This window comes from Epibacterium ulvae (assembly GCF_900102795.1).
Taxonomy (GTDB): Bacteria; Pseudomonadota; Alphaproteobacteria; order Rhodobacterales; family Rhodobacteraceae; genus Epibacterium; species Epibacterium ulvae.
Map to the genome: position 1 here is coordinate 331,756 of NZ_FMWG01000003.1, position 15,509 is coordinate 347,264.

General features: G+C 49.8%; 17 protein-coding genes and 1 other RNA gene. 10 read left to right on the top strand and 8 right to left on the bottom strand.

What is annotated here, in order from left to right:
• Positions 1 to 10: 10 nt before the first annotated feature.
• The 3 genes from BLP79_RS06545 to BLP79_RS06555 all read right to left on the bottom strand — a co-directional run bounded on the left by BLP79_RS06545 (position 11) and on the right by BLP79_RS06555 (position 3,791).
• On the bottom strand, positions 11 to 1,438 hold the full coding sequence (locus BLP79_RS06545) for a cryptochrome/photolyase family protein (protein WP_090217452.1): 1,428 nt from the start codon (positions 1,436 to 1,438) through the stop codon (positions 11 to 13).
• 7 nt (positions 1,439 to 1,445) lie between these two features.
• Positions 1,446 to 2,672 carry an aminotransferase class V-fold PLP-dependent enzyme gene (locus BLP79_RS06550; protein ID WP_090217454.1) on the bottom strand — a complete coding sequence of 409 codons (1,227 nt, stop codon included), beginning with the start codon at positions 2,670 to 2,672 and terminating at the stop codon, positions 1,446 to 1,448.
• A 126-nt stretch (positions 2,673 to 2,798) separates the two neighbouring features.
• Complete coding sequence (locus tag BLP79_RS06555; protein ID WP_090217455.1) at positions 2,799 to 3,791, bottom strand: MDR family oxidoreductase; 993 nt, start codon at positions 3,789 to 3,791, stop codon at positions 2,799 to 2,801.
• Positions 3,792 to 3,915: 124 nt separating this feature from the next.
• Between BLP79_RS06555 and ssrA the strand changes: the two genes are divergently transcribed.
• The 6 genes from ssrA to BLP79_RS06580 all read left to right on the top strand — a co-directional run bounded on the left by ssrA (position 3,916) and on the right by BLP79_RS06580 (position 7,832).
• Positions 3,916 to 4,269: a transfer-messenger RNA gene (gene ssrA / locus BLP79_RS06560) on the top strand.
• A gap of 189 nt (positions 4,270 to 4,458) precedes the next feature.
• Positions 4,459 to 4,887 carry an ester cyclase gene (locus BLP79_RS06565; RefSeq protein ID WP_090217457.1) on the top strand — a complete coding sequence of 143 codons (429 nt, stop codon included), beginning with the start codon at positions 4,459 to 4,461 and terminating at the stop codon, positions 4,885 to 4,887.
• 100 nt (positions 4,888 to 4,987) lie between these two features.
• Positions 4,988 to 5,179 (top strand): hypothetical protein, encoded by a 192-nt coding sequence (locus BLP79_RS19480; RefSeq protein WP_139163175.1) that lies wholly within the window; start codon positions 4,988 to 4,990, stop codon positions 5,177 to 5,179.
• Between the two features lie 160 nt (positions 5,180 to 5,339).
• Entirely contained in the window at positions 5,340 to 5,804 is a 465-nt protein-coding gene (locus tag BLP79_RS06570; protein ID WP_090217459.1) for an ester cyclase, read from the top strand.
• Positions 5,805 to 5,961: 157 nt separating this feature from the next.
• A complete protein-coding gene (chrA, locus tag BLP79_RS06575) occupies positions 5,962 to 7,206 on the top strand; it encodes a chromate efflux transporter (protein ID WP_090217461.1) in 1,245 nt (414 codons plus the stop codon).
• Positions 7,207 to 7,346: 140 nt separating this feature from the next.
• Positions 7,347 to 7,832, top strand: a complete 486-nt coding sequence (locus BLP79_RS06580; protein WP_090217462.1) for an SspB family protein — start codon at positions 7,347 to 7,349, stop codon at positions 7,830 to 7,832.
• A gap of 75 nt (positions 7,833 to 7,907) precedes the next feature.
• Here BLP79_RS06580 and BLP79_RS06585 read toward each other — a convergent pair whose 3' ends face one another.
• Positions 7,908 to 8,516 carry a hypothetical protein gene (locus tag BLP79_RS06585; RefSeq protein WP_232716238.1) on the bottom strand — a complete coding sequence of 203 codons (609 nt, stop codon included), beginning with the start codon at positions 8,514 to 8,516 and terminating at the stop codon, positions 7,908 to 7,910.
• Between the two features lie 223 nt (positions 8,517 to 8,739).
• Between BLP79_RS06585 and fumC the strand changes: the two genes are divergently transcribed.
• The 3 genes from fumC to BLP79_RS06600 are packed head-to-tail and all read left to right on the top strand — an operon-like array spanning position 8,740 to position 10,552.
• Positions 8,740 to 10,134: a class II fumarate hydratase gene (gene fumC / locus BLP79_RS06590; RefSeq protein ID WP_090217464.1), complete on the top strand. Its 1,395-nt coding sequence runs from the start codon at positions 8,740 to 8,742 to the stop codon at positions 10,132 to 10,134.
• Positions 10,134 to 10,331 carry a DUF4169 family protein gene (locus BLP79_RS06595; RefSeq protein WP_090217466.1) on the top strand — a complete coding sequence of 66 codons (198 nt, stop codon included), beginning with the start codon at positions 10,134 to 10,136 and terminating at the stop codon, positions 10,329 to 10,331. The genes fumC and BLP79_RS06595 overlap by 1 nt, the downstream gene beginning before the upstream one ends.
• Positions 10,328 to 10,552: a ribbon-helix-helix domain-containing protein gene (locus tag BLP79_RS06600; RefSeq protein WP_090217468.1), complete on the top strand. Its 225-nt coding sequence runs from the start codon at positions 10,328 to 10,330 to the stop codon at positions 10,550 to 10,552. Before BLP79_RS06595 ends, BLP79_RS06600 begins: the two co-directional genes overlap by 4 nt.
• Here BLP79_RS06600 and BLP79_RS06605 read toward each other — a convergent pair.
• Positions 10,547 to 11,332, bottom strand: coding sequence for an SDR family NAD(P)-dependent oxidoreductase (locus tag BLP79_RS06605; protein WP_090217469.1), 786 nt, complete (start codon positions 11,330 to 11,332; stop codon positions 10,547 to 10,549). The genes BLP79_RS06600 and BLP79_RS06605 overlap by 6 nt on opposite strands.
• Positions 11,333 to 11,434: 102 nt before the next feature.
• On the opposite strand from BLP79_RS06605, the gene BLP79_RS06610 reads away from it, so the two are divergent.
• Entirely contained in the window at positions 11,435 to 11,986 is a 552-nt protein-coding gene (locus BLP79_RS06610; protein WP_090217471.1) for a TetR/AcrR family transcriptional regulator, read from the top strand.
• Here the strand turns inward: BLP79_RS06610 and BLP79_RS06615 are convergent.
• The 3 genes from BLP79_RS06615 to BLP79_RS06625 form a co-directional block, all read right to left on the bottom strand.
• The gene (locus BLP79_RS06615; RefSeq protein WP_090217473.1) at positions 11,983 to 13,347 is read right to left on the bottom strand and encodes a cytochrome P450; all 1,365 of its coding nucleotides are present in this window, start codon (positions 13,345 to 13,347) and stop codon (positions 11,983 to 11,985) included. The two genes, BLP79_RS06610 and BLP79_RS06615, sit on opposite strands and share 4 nt — an antisense overlap.
• Positions 13,347 to 14,612: a hypothetical protein gene (locus BLP79_RS06620; protein WP_090217637.1), complete on the bottom strand. Its 1,266-nt coding sequence runs from the start codon at positions 14,610 to 14,612 to the stop codon at positions 13,347 to 13,349. The genes BLP79_RS06615 and BLP79_RS06620 overlap by 1 nt, the downstream gene beginning before the upstream one ends.
• A 99-nt stretch (positions 14,613 to 14,711) precedes the next feature.
• Positions 14,712 to 15,464, bottom strand: a complete 753-nt coding sequence (locus tag BLP79_RS06625; protein ID WP_090217475.1) for a cytochrome c biogenesis CcdA family protein — start codon at positions 15,462 to 15,464, stop codon at positions 14,712 to 14,714.
• Positions 15,465 to 15,509 lie beyond the last annotated feature (45 nt).

Below are 15,509 nucleotides of genomic sequence, written 5' to 3' on the forward strand. Positions count from 1 at the left end.
TGGTTTTACGTCAGCTGTTCTGTCGCAAAGCCTGATATGCCTCAAGCGCACGCGCCCGTCCTGCAGCTAAATCTAACATGGTTTGGCATCTTTGTTGTTGTGCCGACAGGCACCAACGACGAGGAATGGCCTCAAAGAAATCAAGCGCAGTTTGAGGCGGAGCTTCCTGCCCCTCAGCCAACCAACGACGGCAATAATTTCCTGATCCATCATACGTCTTGCGCTGTGTTTCAGGATTAAAGATTCGAAAAAAAGGTGCTGCGTCAGGACCAGAGCCTGCAACCCATTGCCAGCCCATGGCGTTGCTTGCAGGATCCCAGTCCACCAGACAGTCACGGAACCAGTCAGCACCAATTTTCCAATTTATCATCATATGCTTACAAAGAAAACTTGCCACAACCATACGGGCACGGTTGTGCATTTTTCCCGTCGTATACAGTTCACGCATGGCGGCGTCGATAAGGTCAAATCCCGTCTGTCCTTGCTGCCAGCGCAAGACGTCATCTCCTTGTCCATCCTGCCACGAAAACGCATCCCAGTCTGGCCGCCAATTCTGGCTAATCATTTGTGGCGTATGGTACACGAGATGTGTTGCGAACTCGCGCCAAATCACCTCTTTGCAGAACTGCTCAGCCCCCGCCAATCCGCGCGCAAGCCCCGCTTGCCCAACACTCCAAAGACGAAGCGGACTGACCTCGCCCCAGGCTAAATGATCAGAAAGATCAGACGTCGCTTGAGCAGCCAAAATATTGCGTGACTCGTTGTATGAGGCCAGACTCTGATCACAAAAATCAGAAAGTTTACGCAAAGCGACCTCCTCGCCCACTTCGCAATACCTTGCCAGAACGGCAGCCCCTCTGTTCATTGGACTCGAAAAATCAAGATCCTCAAACGTCAGACTGCGTGGCCAGTGATCCAATCCACGCAGAGATCGCGGTGCGTCTGTAAGGCTTGCCACTTCACGCCCACGTACCGCTTTCCAAAAGGGGGTAAAGACTTTAAATGCGCCACCTGTTTTTGTTTCCACTGTCCAGGGCTCAAACAACATCCGCCCGGCATAAGATCGGGCTTCTACCCCCTGCGCTTTTAGGCCAGCCTTGACCTTGGTATCCCGTTCAATTGCTTCAGGATCATATAGCCGTGACCAATAGACTGCATCAGCTCCAGTTTCGGCGCACAGCTTTTGAAAGGCTTGCAATGCATCACCAGTCGTCAAAGTGAGGCCTAAACCGAGGCCTTGCAGACGCTGTTGCAACGCGTGCAGCCCCTGCCCCAATCGCCATTTGGCCGCGGCGCCGAGCGCGCGCTCATGTTCATCAAAAACGTAGACCGGGACAACTGCCCGGCCTTTTGCTGCAATTGCTTCAAGAACCGTATTATCTGCAAGGCGCAAATCTCGACGGATCCACCAGATAATGGGCGGCGCACTGGATGTCATGTCATATTCAGAGGTGACGATCCAAAGCCTTCATCAGCTTGGTCACCTCTGCCTCAGTTGTGTAATGGGTAAAACTGATACGAAGAACACCGCGATCTGGATCAACGCCAAGCGCCTGCAGCAAGCGAACCGCATAAAAATTGCCTGCACCGACCATAAGGCCTTCTTTGGCGAGTGCTTTTGCGATTTCAACGGGGTCTTTGTGTGTCTCTAGAGCGACCGTCGGGGCACGTCGGCTTGCATCATCTGGCCCAAGCAAGCGTACACGGTCATCACTTGCCAGCATATCAAGGAGCGGCTGCAACAGCTTGACCTCATGCGCCCGCATAAGATCGTGCACAAAAGAACCAGTTTCAACGGGATTGTTCGCGACACAGCCGTGGTGCGTGGCAAAGGCCTCAAAATAATCAACCAGTCCTGACATGGCAGCAACCTGCGCATGATCTGGCCCCGCTGGGGTGAACCGTTTGTAGAGCACATCACCGTTAAAGTAATGTCCCTGGTTCGGAAGTAGGTTTCCAATCCCCTTCCTGACCACCATCACACCTTGATGCGGACCATATACTTTATAAGCTGAAAACAAATAGATATCAGCGCCGAGTTCTTCCACGTTCGGCAGTCCATGTGGTGCATAAGAAACCCCATCAACACACACGAATGCTCCCGCAGCATGTGCAATCGCGGTCAATTCAAGTACAGGGTTAATCTCTCCCACGATATTCGAGCAATGCGGGAAACACACCAAACGAACGTTCTCGTCCAGAATGTTTTGCAGATCATCTGGATTTAGACACCCCGTTTCTGGATCCACTTTCCATTCTCGCACCTCGATCCCATCTTCGGCAAGACGTCGCCATGGACCTGTGTTGGCCTCATGGTCCTGATTTGTGACCACAATAGCTTCACCGGGTTTCAGTAACTGGCGCACAGCTTGAACCAAAACATAGACATTTTGCGTGGTGGAGGGGCCAAAGCTCAGCTCGTCGGTCTGCACCCCCATCTGCGCAGCCAGACGCGCACGGGCTTCGTCCATCTCTGCACCCGCATCTTGCGATGCACCATAGACGCCATAGGGCTGTACTTTGCGCTGCGTATAAAACCGATTCAACCGATCTAGGACCGGTCTGCACATATACGATCCACCTGCATTTTCAAAAAAGGACTGATCAGCAAGAGGTTCTTCTGTAAACGCAGGAAAACAGCTTCTTACAAATTCTACATCAAGATCCGACACGTCTCATAACCTCTTGCATAAACAGTCTTAAATACGCTGCACAGCATCATAGCAGCTGCATCAAAATTGGCGAAACAATGCTGCGCATCAAGGTCTTTTTTGTCGAAAAGATATTCCTCTCGGGTTTCAGGCATTTACGTCAACAACAATGCGTCCTTTTACCTGCCCGGCCAGAATATCCCGCCCCAGTTGTGGCAAATCAGAGAGCTGGGCGACCTGTATCATCGATTCCAGTTTTTCAAGTGGCAGGTCTTTTGCCAACCGCTCCCAAGCAACCCGTCGATTTTCATAAGGTTGGAGCACCGAATCAATCCCTAAAAGATTCACCCCCCGCAATAAAAACGGGATGACAGAGGCAGGCAGATCTGCTCCACCTGCTAAACCAACAGCGGCCACAGAGGCCCCGTACTGCATCTGCCCAAGAATGCGCGCCAGCATTGAACTACCAACTGCGTCGATACACCCAGCCCAGGCTTCGCTTTCTAATGGGCGCTTTACGGTTTCACTCAGACTGCTGCGCGGCACCAGTTGAGTGGCCCCCAACGCACGCAGGTAAGATTCAGTCTCGGGGCGCCCGGTAACCGCAGCGACATCATATCCTAAATTGGCCAAAAGAGCCGTCGCAACAGACCCAACTCCACCTGCTGCCCCAGTCACCAACACAGGTCCCGCGCCCGGTTTCAGACCCTGTTTTTCAAGCCCCAAAACAGCGAGCATCGCAGTAAATCCTGCGGTTCCAACCGCCATCGCTTGACGTGGTGTTAGGCCTTCGGGCAATGGCACCAACCAATCAGCGTTCACACGCGCCTTTTGACTATAGCCGCCCCAATGCATCTCGCCAACACGCCAGCCGGTCAAAACAACCTTGTCTCCGGGAGTAAAGCGCGCATCCTGCGAAGCTTCAACAGTTCCGGCAAAATCAATCCCAGGAATATGCGGATAAGACCGAACAAGGCCCCCACCAGCCCCCAGACACAAACCGTCTTTGTAATTTACTGTAGAATAATCAACCGCCACCAACACATCGCCTGCAGGCAAGTCATCGATAGAAAGAGATGTAATCCGCGCCTCTGTGTTTCCAGTTTCAGTGTTTTTATCGACTAGCAATGCGTTAAACATGCGTTCCTCCCATGAACCGCCCATTCATCGTCAGTAAAGCAAGATTTGATACAAAAAGCACGTAGAACGCAGCGATAAATCCAAAGTTCTCAAACAAATCTCTTCATTAGAAAAACGTGTTTTTCCTCTTTAACTCCCGTGCTCAAACGCATATATTTTCTATGTTCCCTCGGGAACTATGGACATAAATGCGCTCGTAATAAACGGATCGGACCCGGGGGCGGTACCCGGCGTCTCCACCATATATCCTTCATTTGAGGATCTTGGGGACGAAATAGGATCGACGGACGTCTAAAGGGGTTAGCTTTGTCTCGGCTGTCTGCCACCGTTATCGGCGAAACTTGTACAATTGCAAATGACAATCGTGCTCCGGCAATGGCAGTTGCAGCGTAAGCTGTAAATGTCGCCGAAACTTAAGTCCTTACGCCTAGCCGCGTAAGGCGGGGTTCGCAGGTACCTGGCAACAGAAACCTGCACTTCCTTCTCTGATGACCTTTCTACATTATCAGCTGCACCAGCCTCGAAATGCAATGCGCGCCCCTCCGCATTACTAGTTTTTGCTATTTTCACGCTACATATTTAAAGGGTAACGAATGCAGACTTGTCTAAGCGTTTAATCTCCTTAAGGTATATTGGTGTCGAGAGGTACGATTTAGGAGCGACTACGATGTCTATAAAAACTGACCTAATGCTCCAATACTACCGAGATGTTTGGGAAAATGGTGAGCTCGAAAAAATCGAAAGTTATTTCACCCCACAAGATCATGATCAGTACATCGTAGAAGGAAAAAAGATCGTACCCAGTGAGATCCGGGAATGGGTCAGTATAATCCGAAGCTTTGTAACTGACATAAAGGTCACGGTTTTACAGTCTGTTGAAGAGGGTGACTGGCTTGCATTGATGCTCCGCATTGATTGTTTACGCGTAGACACAAGAACTCCGGTCCGTGTTCATCAACAAATTATGTTCCGCTTTGACGGCAACCTAAAGGCGGAAAGCTACCCGTTTTTTGATTTTCTCAATTTTTTCGAGCAACTGGGGCAACTACCCGAAGATGTTCACGCACTACTACTAGCGGGCACAAATCTGGATTAGGAACACACACGACCACTAATTTCATCGCCTGTACGTTCCGACCAAAAGCCTTCATCTAGACGGCCTCTTGGCTACTGCAGTAGTGCCAGGAGAGAGTTTCATGCTGAAACTCATCCTTGCACCTTTTACCACCACTTCAAAGCAAACATTGCTTGAAAGACATTGCAGTAAAACCAAAACAAGATCCGTTCGCGGCCTGAACAACAATAGCACCGATCAGGTTCGTTCCCCTACATTCCCGCTGCACCGAAACATGGTATTTTCACACGAGAAATACCCTCTAGAAAAGTGAACCACTTTACATAATAAGTTTTTGATAAAAAGTAAAAAATATCTAGAAAAACCCATCACTTTGCGACAGGTTTACGAAGAAGAGTGCCGAAGGTGTTTCATGCACACTAAAGCTCTCATCGTTGAGGCAAATACTTCGCGTTGCGTAAGGAATAAGTATAATGACTGCAACAAACAAAGAGCTGCTGGAAACATACCTTGATGAGGTCTGGTGCAAAGGAAACACTCACAAAATCAAAGATTTTTTAGCGATCGACCATGATATTAAAGGTACATATTATGATGGCGTAATGTCCATCGAAGACCTTACAGCACAAACCCATGCATTACATGCATTGGTCCAAAACCCGCACTACACAATCACGCATGCTGTGGAACAAGAAGACACAATCTCTATTCGTGCGCTGTTCACACTCACTGCAGCACACAATACTGGGCAGTCCTTTACCATCCAAGTACACTTATTTATGCGCGCCAAAGATGGAAAAATTGCCGAACTTTCAAGTTTGATTGACATGATGAGCCTATTTGAACATCTTGGGCAGCTTCCCTCAGACGTGTTGCCGATCTGCATGACAGGACAAAGGCTCAGATGGGCAGAGGAAAGTTTGGAGCTGGAAAACTAAGCCAAAATTCCGGCTCGGACAGCGTGCATAAAGATGGCAATCAGGTCAGGAGTTTTCATAGATATATGGGCCATGGGGCGTCATAGAATTTTTCAAATCCAGTGATATCGGTCAATGACGACACAAATCTGCCAACAGTCTTTGTGAAAGAACTCCAATGCCAGTTGATTTTCCCGCGTTATTTCGATGTTTTCTACGCATCGGATTCCTTAGTTTTGGCGGGCCTGCTGCGCAAATAGCGTTGATGCATCAGGAGTTGGTCGAAAAACGCAAATGGCTGAATGAAGATAGCTTTCTACGTGGCCTGTCCTTTTGCATGCTTCTGCCTGGCCCCGAGGCGATGCAATTGGCCACCTACATCGGCTGGCGATTAAAAGGCACAGTCGGAGGATTGATCGCGGGTCTTCTCTTTGTATTGCCCGGCAGCCTGGTCATCAGTTTGCTTTTATTCGCTTATGTCAGCTATCACGATACATCTTGGGCTGAAGGCGCATTTCTTGGCATCAAGGCCGCTGTTGTCGCAATAATCCTAAAAGCCCTGATCGGACTATCACGTAAAGCGCTAAATGGGTCGATAGATATACTGATCGCGGGCATGGCGCTCCTTGCCTTGTTTCTGTTTGGCCTTCCCTTCCCTGTCGTCATACTCGCAGCTGGCAGCATCGGATTTTTTGTTCGCCACACTCAGGCGAATTATGAACAAAAGCTGACGGTCCATATAACCCCTCGCATCCGGGCTATTTTGTCATGGGCTGCGCTCTGGCTCATTCCATTGATATTGCTCTCTATTGTTGGGGCCCCTTTTTTAGCCGCAATAGGTTGGTTCTTTGCAAAGCTTGCAGTGGTAAGCTTTGGCGGCGCGTATGCAACTCTCGCATACATGAGCCAAACTGTTGTTTCACAACAAGAGTGGATCAACCAAGGTCAGCTACTGGATGCACTGGGTCTCGCAGAAACAACACCCGGCCCGCTGGTTTTGGTCACGCAATTTATTGCGATGCTCGCAGGCCATATCGAGGGTGGGTGGGATAGCGCATTCGCCGCTGGTCTGATTGCGCTTTGGGCGACGTTTATTCCCTGTTTTCTTTGGATATTCGCGGCGGCCCCATATGTAGAGACACTCACTGAACATCCCCGCATCGGACCAGCGCTTCAATCCATTTCGGCCTGTATCGTCGGTGTTATCGCCAATCTTGCAATGTGGTTCTTAATATCTCTGATATTTCGTCATGTATCCACAGTTGAGTTCGGTGCTATGTCACTTCTTTGGCCAGACATGTCCTCCGTGGACCCAATAGCTCTTTTATTGGTGTCTGTCGCACCTATGATCTTATGGGTCGTGAAAGGGAGTTTATGGCTCTTTCTACCACTAATGGCGATAGTTTCGCTGCTGCTACAATAGCTTATTCCGATGCACTATCGCATATCTCATATTAGTTTTTACACAAATCCCGCTTTGCAGTGTTGTGATTCCGCGCGTGATCCTCTTTAGTTCCGGCAAATTTCATCTATGCTAGGCGCAAAGACAAAAGGGCGAACACCATGACCCGTGAAATCGATTATGGCAATTTGATGCACACAGCGATGCGCAGTTTAATTAAGACTGTGCTTCAAGATGTTGCTGACAACGGCCTTCCTGGCAATCACCACTTCTTTATCACCTTCGACACCAACCACCCCGACGCCCAGCTGGCGGATTGGTTAAGTGACCGCTATCCCGGCGAGATGACGATCGTCGTGCAGCATTGGTTCGACAATCTTGTGATTGATGATGATGGGTTTGCCATCACGTTGAACTTTGGCGACAATCCTGAGCCACTCTACGTTCCACTGGATGCTATTGCGACGTTTGTTGATCCTTCGGTTGAATTCGGCCTGCGCTTTGAAAGCGCTGAGCATGACGACGAAGACCTGGAAGACAGCATCGTGACTGAACTTGAAGATATCGCGAGCCGAGAAAGTGAACCAAAACCCGCCACTGAAAAGAAAGACGCGGATGTTGTTTCACTAGACAGCTTCCGCAAGTAAAACCAAAGCTAAACGACTTCTTCAAAAGAGGCGGCTGTAGTTCACAGCCGCCTCTTTTGCATACACATTCAAGGGTTATTGCAAACGCTCAAGAAAGCTTTGTACGCTGACCAGCGGCATCCCATTCCTATGAGATTTAAAATCCAGCATCAGCCCACCTTCAACAAGTGTGCGGTCATATTGCTGGATATCGTAGTTCCCATCAGGATCGATAAACAGTGAATACACGGTGAGGGTATCCCCTATAATCCGCCCCCAGACATAAGGTTCACCTTTCAGCGGGTTTAATGGAACGGCGTGACCAAATACATTATGGCGCATAGCTGCTGCAAAGATGCCTTCACGATCGCTTGGTCGAAATTCAACCTCGTAAGATTTGTTCTTTAGGCTTCCATCCTGACGCACACGCCCTGTCGTCCATTTTACCCAAAAACTTCCTTCGCCATCTCGAATCTGGACCTGCAAATGCCGTGTTTCAGCTTCACCAAGGGCGTTGGTCAAATGAGCTTCACCAGTATAGACACCCACAAACCTTGATATTTCCGACGTCGCAAAGGTTGCTTGCGTGGAAAGCGCAAGGAAAAATCCAAAAAGCAGTGCCAAAACTGCAAAACACCCGCGCGGCACTAGAGAAAGCGCGATACCCTTTGCGGAATTATGTGTTCCATATCCGGCATGTCGCATAGTCAAAGGCATCTCCACTTTGGTCTCATAGTTACAATAGTACTCCGTATATCCATATCTAGTTTAAGTAATTAACTTTACACGAGACACAATAGGGTGAACTTAAATCAACCGCACGCGATTTAAAGCTTTCCCTAATTTAGCGGCGCTTTCGCCAATTGAACCGTACCGCACAGTGCGATACATGCCTACAAAAGCCCTTATTAGACGGAGAGGAGACACCATGTCTGAAACTCGCACCGAAACAGACAGCTTTGGCCCGCTAGACGTACCTTCTGAAAAATACTGGGGCGCGCAGACGCAGCGCTCGATCATGAACTTCCCCATTGGCTGGGAAAAGCAGCCGGTCGCGATCGTGCGTGCACTTGGCGTGATCAAAAAAGCCTGTGCAATGGCGAACAAGGAAAGCGGAAAGCTGGACGCCAAGATTGCGGATGCGATCATTCAGGCTGCGGGTGAAGTGTTTGAAGGTAAGTTTGACGATAACTTCCCACTGGTGGTTTGGCAGACGGGCTCTGGCACGCAATCCAATATGAATTCAAACGAAGTCATCGCCAACCGTGCGATTGAAATACTAGGCGGTGTTATTGGCTCTAAAGACCCGGTTCACCCCAACGACCATTGCAACATGGGCCAGTCCTCTAACGACACCTTCCCCACAGCAATGCATATTGGTGCCGCCATGACAGTGCGTGACGTACTGTTGCCCGGCTTGACCAAACTCGCCGAAGGTTTGGAAGCCAAATCTGAAGAGTTCAAAGACATTATCAAAATCGGCCGCACCCATACGCAGGATGCAACGCCACTGACACTGGGCCAGGAATTTGGCGGCTACGCGCACCAAATCCGCCAAGGTATCGCACGTGTAGAAGCCGCCCTGCCCGGCATCTACGAGCTAGCGCAAGGTGGCACCGCTGTTGGGACTGGTCTGAACACTCAACACGGTTGGGGCGAAACCGTTGCAGCACACATGGCTGAAATCACCGGCCTGCCCTTTGTCACGGCGCCAAACAAATTTGAAGCGCTGGCGGCCCATGACGCGATGGTCTTTATGTCTGGCGCTTTGGCAACCGTCGCAGGCGCGATGTATAAGATCGCCAACGATATCCGCTTTTTGGGCTCTGGCCCGCGTTCTGGCTTGGGCGAGTTGATCTTGCCTGAGAACGAGCCCGGTTCATCCATCATGCCTGGTAAAGTGAATCCCACACAGGCCGAAGCAATGACCCAAGTGGCCGCGCATGTCATGGGCAACAATGCTGCAATGACCTTTGCAGGCAGCCAGGGTCACTTTGAACTAAACGTCTACAACCCAATGATGTCTTACAATCTGCTGCAATCCATGCAGCTGCTGGGTGATGTAGCGGACAGCTTTACCGAGCGTATGCTGAACGGCATCAAGGCGAACGAGCCACGCATTGAAAAACTGATGAAAGAGTCCCTGATGCTGGTGACAGCGCTGGCACCAACCATTGGCTATGACAATGCCACCACCGTTGCAAAAACAGCCCATAAAAATGGCACCACTTTGAAAGAAGAAGCCATCGCATTGGGGTTTGTAGATGCCGAAACTTTTGACGCAGTTGTGCGTCCTGAGCAGATGATTGGTCCAAAAGACTAATGGATAAACCGGTCAACCTAAACCGGTTTAGAAAACAAAAAGCGCGGGCTGAAAAAAAGGCCCGCGCTGATCAAAATGCAGTGACATTTGGCAGAACCAAGGCTGAGAAAGATCTGGACAAAGCCCGCAATGTCCAAAGCCTTCACAAGCTAGATCAGCACAAGCGCAGTGACGAGAAGCAGGATTCAAAGACATGAGCCTGCGCCCAAAAAAACATTCGCTGACCTTACGTGGCCATCGCACTTCTGTTTCCTTAGAGGACGATTTTTGGAACGCATTTCGCAAGATTGCTGCGCAAGACGGTCGTGCAATCAACGAACTCGCAGCTGAAATTGATGAAACACGCGGAGAAGACTGCGGGCTTGCCTCCGCCATTCGATTGTTTGTCCTTCATCACTTGCAAAGCAGGCGATCATGACCCCGTTTTCGTTTGCATACTTTCAATCATATTCAAAACCTGACGGCGTGGTAGCAGCGGCGTAATCCAGTTCAGCAGAAACGCCAGACGACCTTCGTTTATGGCTATTAATTTGCCCTTCTGCATGGCGTCATATCCGCATTTTGCAACCGAAGCAGGTGTCGCTCCTTTTTGTGCGGCAAGCCCCGTGTTTTCCAAACCGGCAGCGGCAACAAATTCCGTATGCACCAAACCGGGGCACAGCGCGGTTGAAGTTATCCCCGCTTTGCGCATTTCTTGATCAATAGATTGGCTGAACGACGTTACAAAGGCTTTGGTCGCGAAATACACTGCTTGATTAGGCCCGGGCATAAAGCTTGCAGTGGATGACACCTGCAACATTTTCCCACCGCCACGCGTTTTCATTTCATTTCCAAACAGATAACTTAGTGCCACGAGTGCGGACACATTCAAGTCAATCATAGCCAGTGTTTTTTCTAGGTCTGCATTCAAGAATGGGCCATGCCCACCGAAACCTGCGTTGTTGATCAAAATGCCAACATCCAATCCCTTGGTTTTAACCGTCTCAAACAAAAGCTTTGCTTGTTCAGACGTGCCCACATCCATCGCAATCACGGTAACAGCCACGCCATGTGCTTTTTCTAACTCAGCTTTCAGCGCTTGCATCGGAGGTTCACGACGCGCAACGAGGATCAGGTTTCCCCCTTTAGACGCATGATACCTTGCGAATTCAGCACCAATTCCTGATGACGCACCGGTAATCAAAGCTGTGGGGGTCATAATTTTCTCCAGAACTCGACACTTTCGTTTTGCTAAGCTAGGCACTCACATGTGAAATTCAACAGTTGTTGACGCAATTTATTACCGACATAATTAACCATTATGAACGAACCTCTCACGACCAAAGAAAAACTCTTGATTGCAGCCCGAGACCTTTTCTGGACGCGCGGATACTCAAATGTATCGGTACGTGACATCACCCGTGCAGCCGGTGTAGATGCGGCACTTGTCTCACGGTATTTTGGTGGGAAAAAAGCACTGTTTGAAGCCACTTTAGAGCAAATCAATGGGTGGGAGGCACTTCAGGCCGAGCCTGACCAGATCTTATCTGCAGCAGTCGAGAGTTTTTCGCATCCTTATGATCCCAAAGCGGATACCTCCAATCCGTTTATTATGCTGATCACAAACGTCATTGATCCCATAATGGGCGATACAATTCGACAATTGGTGCATGATGAAATGGCCTGCCCTTTGGCAGATAAATTAGGCAGCAAGCATAAAGAAACTCAAGCTGCGCTGTTACTTTCAGTCTTATTTGGTGTGGCTTTAATGCGGAAGAATTTCCAGATTGAACCACTCAAAACAATGTCGCGCGACGCGTTGATTGAACACACAATACATTTGGGTCATGCAGCCCTCTCGTATAAAGACTAAGCCGAGGCTTCCCTCCGAGAAAGCCCCAACTGTATTCCGTCTTTGCCTCTTACTGTCAGATGGGCAACAGGCACCGGCGCGGGGGCAGAGATCAATGAAACACGATAGTCTTTTAGGATCATCGACAATAACAATACCCCCTCGACCATCGCAAATCCTGCCCCTGTACAGACACGCGCGCCGGTTGAAAATGGCATATACGCCTCTCTTTGGCATTTTTTCCCATTCTCGGTGGCCCATCGGTTAGGATCAAACCCGTCAGGATTGTCCCAAAGTTTAGTATGCCGGTGAAGATGCCAAGGGCTCAACACCATCTGTGATCCGGTGGGAATATCGCGCTCTCGAAAGCGTTCTGGGCAAGTCGACTCGCGCACCATCATTGGAACAGGAGGGAAAAGGCGTAATGTTTCGCGAAAAACGTCACGACTGATCTTAAGCTTTGACATGACTGCAAAATCAGGACCAGTGATCGCACCTGCCTCATCCGCGAGTTTGTCCTGCCATTCAGGATATTGTGCCATCAGGTACAGTGCCCACGCCAGCGCTGATGCGCTTGTTTCATGTCCTGCAAGAAAGAAAATAGCCACCTGATCAACCATCTCATCTGTTGTGAAATGATCTCCGGTTTCTGGATCTGCGGTTGACATGATTTTTGTTGCCAAATCATCCGGCGCAGTGCCCGCTTCGATTTCGTGCATACGGGTCTGCGTTAAAGTGGTTATAAGCCGCCGAATTTCAGCCGCGTTCTGCTTTGCTCCACGGTTAAAAAACCTTGGCATCCAACGCGGCAGCGGCAGGAATGCGCCAAGATTTAATATAGGCTGGCTGCGCTGGTAGTCACGAAAGCGGTGAAACACCTGAGATGCAAGTTCATCCTCAATCGGAATTGAAAACAACGTGCGAAAGATCACATCTGCCGCGAGGTGAGAGGTAATCTCTTCCACCTCAATCACGTCTTTCTCTGCCTCAAGCCGCTCTAGCGCTGCTTGTCCCGCTGCAAACATCGCAGGAAAGGTTTCTTTTATCCGTCCACCTTCAAAGGCTGGATCAATGATCCGTCGTTGACGTTTCCACGTCGCGCCGTTGGTCAAGAAAACAGAGTTCCCCAATAAAGGCCGCAACCCTTCAGCAATGCGATTGGATTTGGGAAAATCATCCGGTCGTTTTCGCAAAATCTGATCAACCAAATCCGGTTGGTTCACCAAATAAGATCTGAAAAAGGGCGTGCGAAATTCTGCCATCCACGCGCCATACAGCCGCGCGGGCTGGGCAGACAGAATGTCTTTACGAAAGAGCTTTAGATACTGAAACAGTGAAACACGATCAGCACGTGACGGAGGTTTAGGCGGCAAACGTTCCATTAGGCCCCACCAATCGATGTATATTTTGAGGCTGCAACATCAATGCGTGACTGGGATGGTTTACACCCGGCGAACCGCACGCCGAGCCTCTGTGGCCCAGCTGTAATCTGAAAATAGTCATACACGCCCGGCTGATCAAAGGCGCAGAGATATTGAAAATGCAGGCGAAAAAAACGCCATCTTAAAGCTTTCCATCGCTCAGGGCTCAAGGTCTGGGTAAACGCGGCTGACATCACCAAAGGCCATATCTGCCCCTCACGCGCAACCCCACTTACGGCAACCGGATCACACAGAGCAAAGGCACAACCGTCACCCGGTGCGGTAATATCAACCCAAGGAATGTCAGCCTGTTCTGACAGATATTGCAAATCGCCGCGCAGCCGTTGGGCGTTTGGGAGGAATGAAACCATGGGAACAACTTGGCCCAGACTGAGAAACGCCAAGCTAGGCCCTGCAGTAGGTAATCCTTGCCGTTTTAAATCTGCCAGGACAGATACACCAACATGCGCGCCAGATGAATGCCCCACCACCAAAACTTCATCCAGAGATTGATCAGAAAGAGCGGCGCGAATTTCTGATCCAAACACCTTCATGCGCTCTTCTAATTCAGGTGGGTTTGCCCCGCGCGAAGCCGCTGAATACGCATAATCATGCATCAGATAGTAAGCGTAGAACTTACCATCAAGGCGCTTACACCATTTCAAAAGTCGAATAGCTGTATATCCCCCTGCCCCCCAGGACAGCAATTTAATGATGCTCCAAACAGGTAGAACGAGACCCCATAGGATTTGAACAGAATAAGCGACTCCAATCGCAAGAAGTACGGCAAGAAGAAGCTGTAAAAGCAACATGCCGACCGGGTAAAGTGCGGCAATAACAGGACCTTTTCGCAACCAAGTTAATCTTCGCAGTGTTCCTGATGCAATATAGGTCCAAGCGGTGCGCCCCAGTTGAAGATAGGTGCCCGCAATCGAGGCCTCCATACTATCCCGCACGATATCAGACCACACAAGGACGTCAAAATCCGTCGCTGTCTCATGGCCTTGTATGTTGGATCTTACATGCCAGCCATACCGACCAGATGTTGTTCGAGGGCTCAACCCTATCTTATATTCTGAGATCTCCGCCTGTATTGCGCTTTCTTTGCGATAAAGTTCACGATAGCGCCGCGGATGAATAGGGTCATATCCCGGAATGTAGAAAACACGCCGCCGTTTCACCGGTCTTGCGTTGTCGTTTTCAAATCTATTCTCTTCGTTTGTCATGTCTGCCCCAAGACGCTTTAAGGCAACCATAATTCTACTTTCCGGCAAGAGTAAGGCCCCAGATCGGGGCCTTAGATTTGTAGATCAAACTGTGTTGGATTAGCCCAAAGTTGCCAATCCTGGGAATGTTTCGACCAGCCACCAGCTAAAGTTTGTAAAGAGCCCCGTCACCAACATGATCCCAACCAGCAGCAATAGACCCCCCATGGCTTTTTCGATCATCCCCATATGACGCTTTAGCTTGTTCATAATGGTCATGGAACGGTTCAGGAAAATCGCAGCCAAGAGGAATGGAACACCAAGGCCCATTGCATAGATCCCCAACAAAAAGGTGCCGCGTGCAACCGAGGCCTCAGAAGCCGCAAGAGACAAGATCGCGCCAAGCTGTGGGCCAATGCAAGGTGTCCAGCCAAACGCAAAAGCCAAGCCAAGCACATAGGCTCCAAGTGCAGACCCTCCTGATTTACCAGCCTCCACGCGCGCTTCGCGATCAAGAATAGGAATGCGGAAAATCGACAAGAAATGCAGACCAAAGATAATCACGACAACACCTGAGACTTGCGCGAAGAGCTCTTGGTTCTGAAGCACAAAAGCGCCAAATACCGATGCCGTAAATCCAAGGAGGAGAAATACCGTCGACAAACCAAGCACAAAGAACAACGCCGCGAGGATCGCCTTTTGACGTGCCGCAGAAGATCCTTGGATTTCACCAATCGAAACACCGCTCATATAGGCAAGATAGGGCGGAACAATCGGTAATACGCAAGGGCTGAGAAAACTGATAAGCCCGCCAATCAAGGCCACCAGCATGGCAGGGACAAGGCCTGCGTCTATGATATCAATTCCAAACATGCTTCACATTTAGACACGCTTTTGCTCCACGTCACGGGGGCAAGC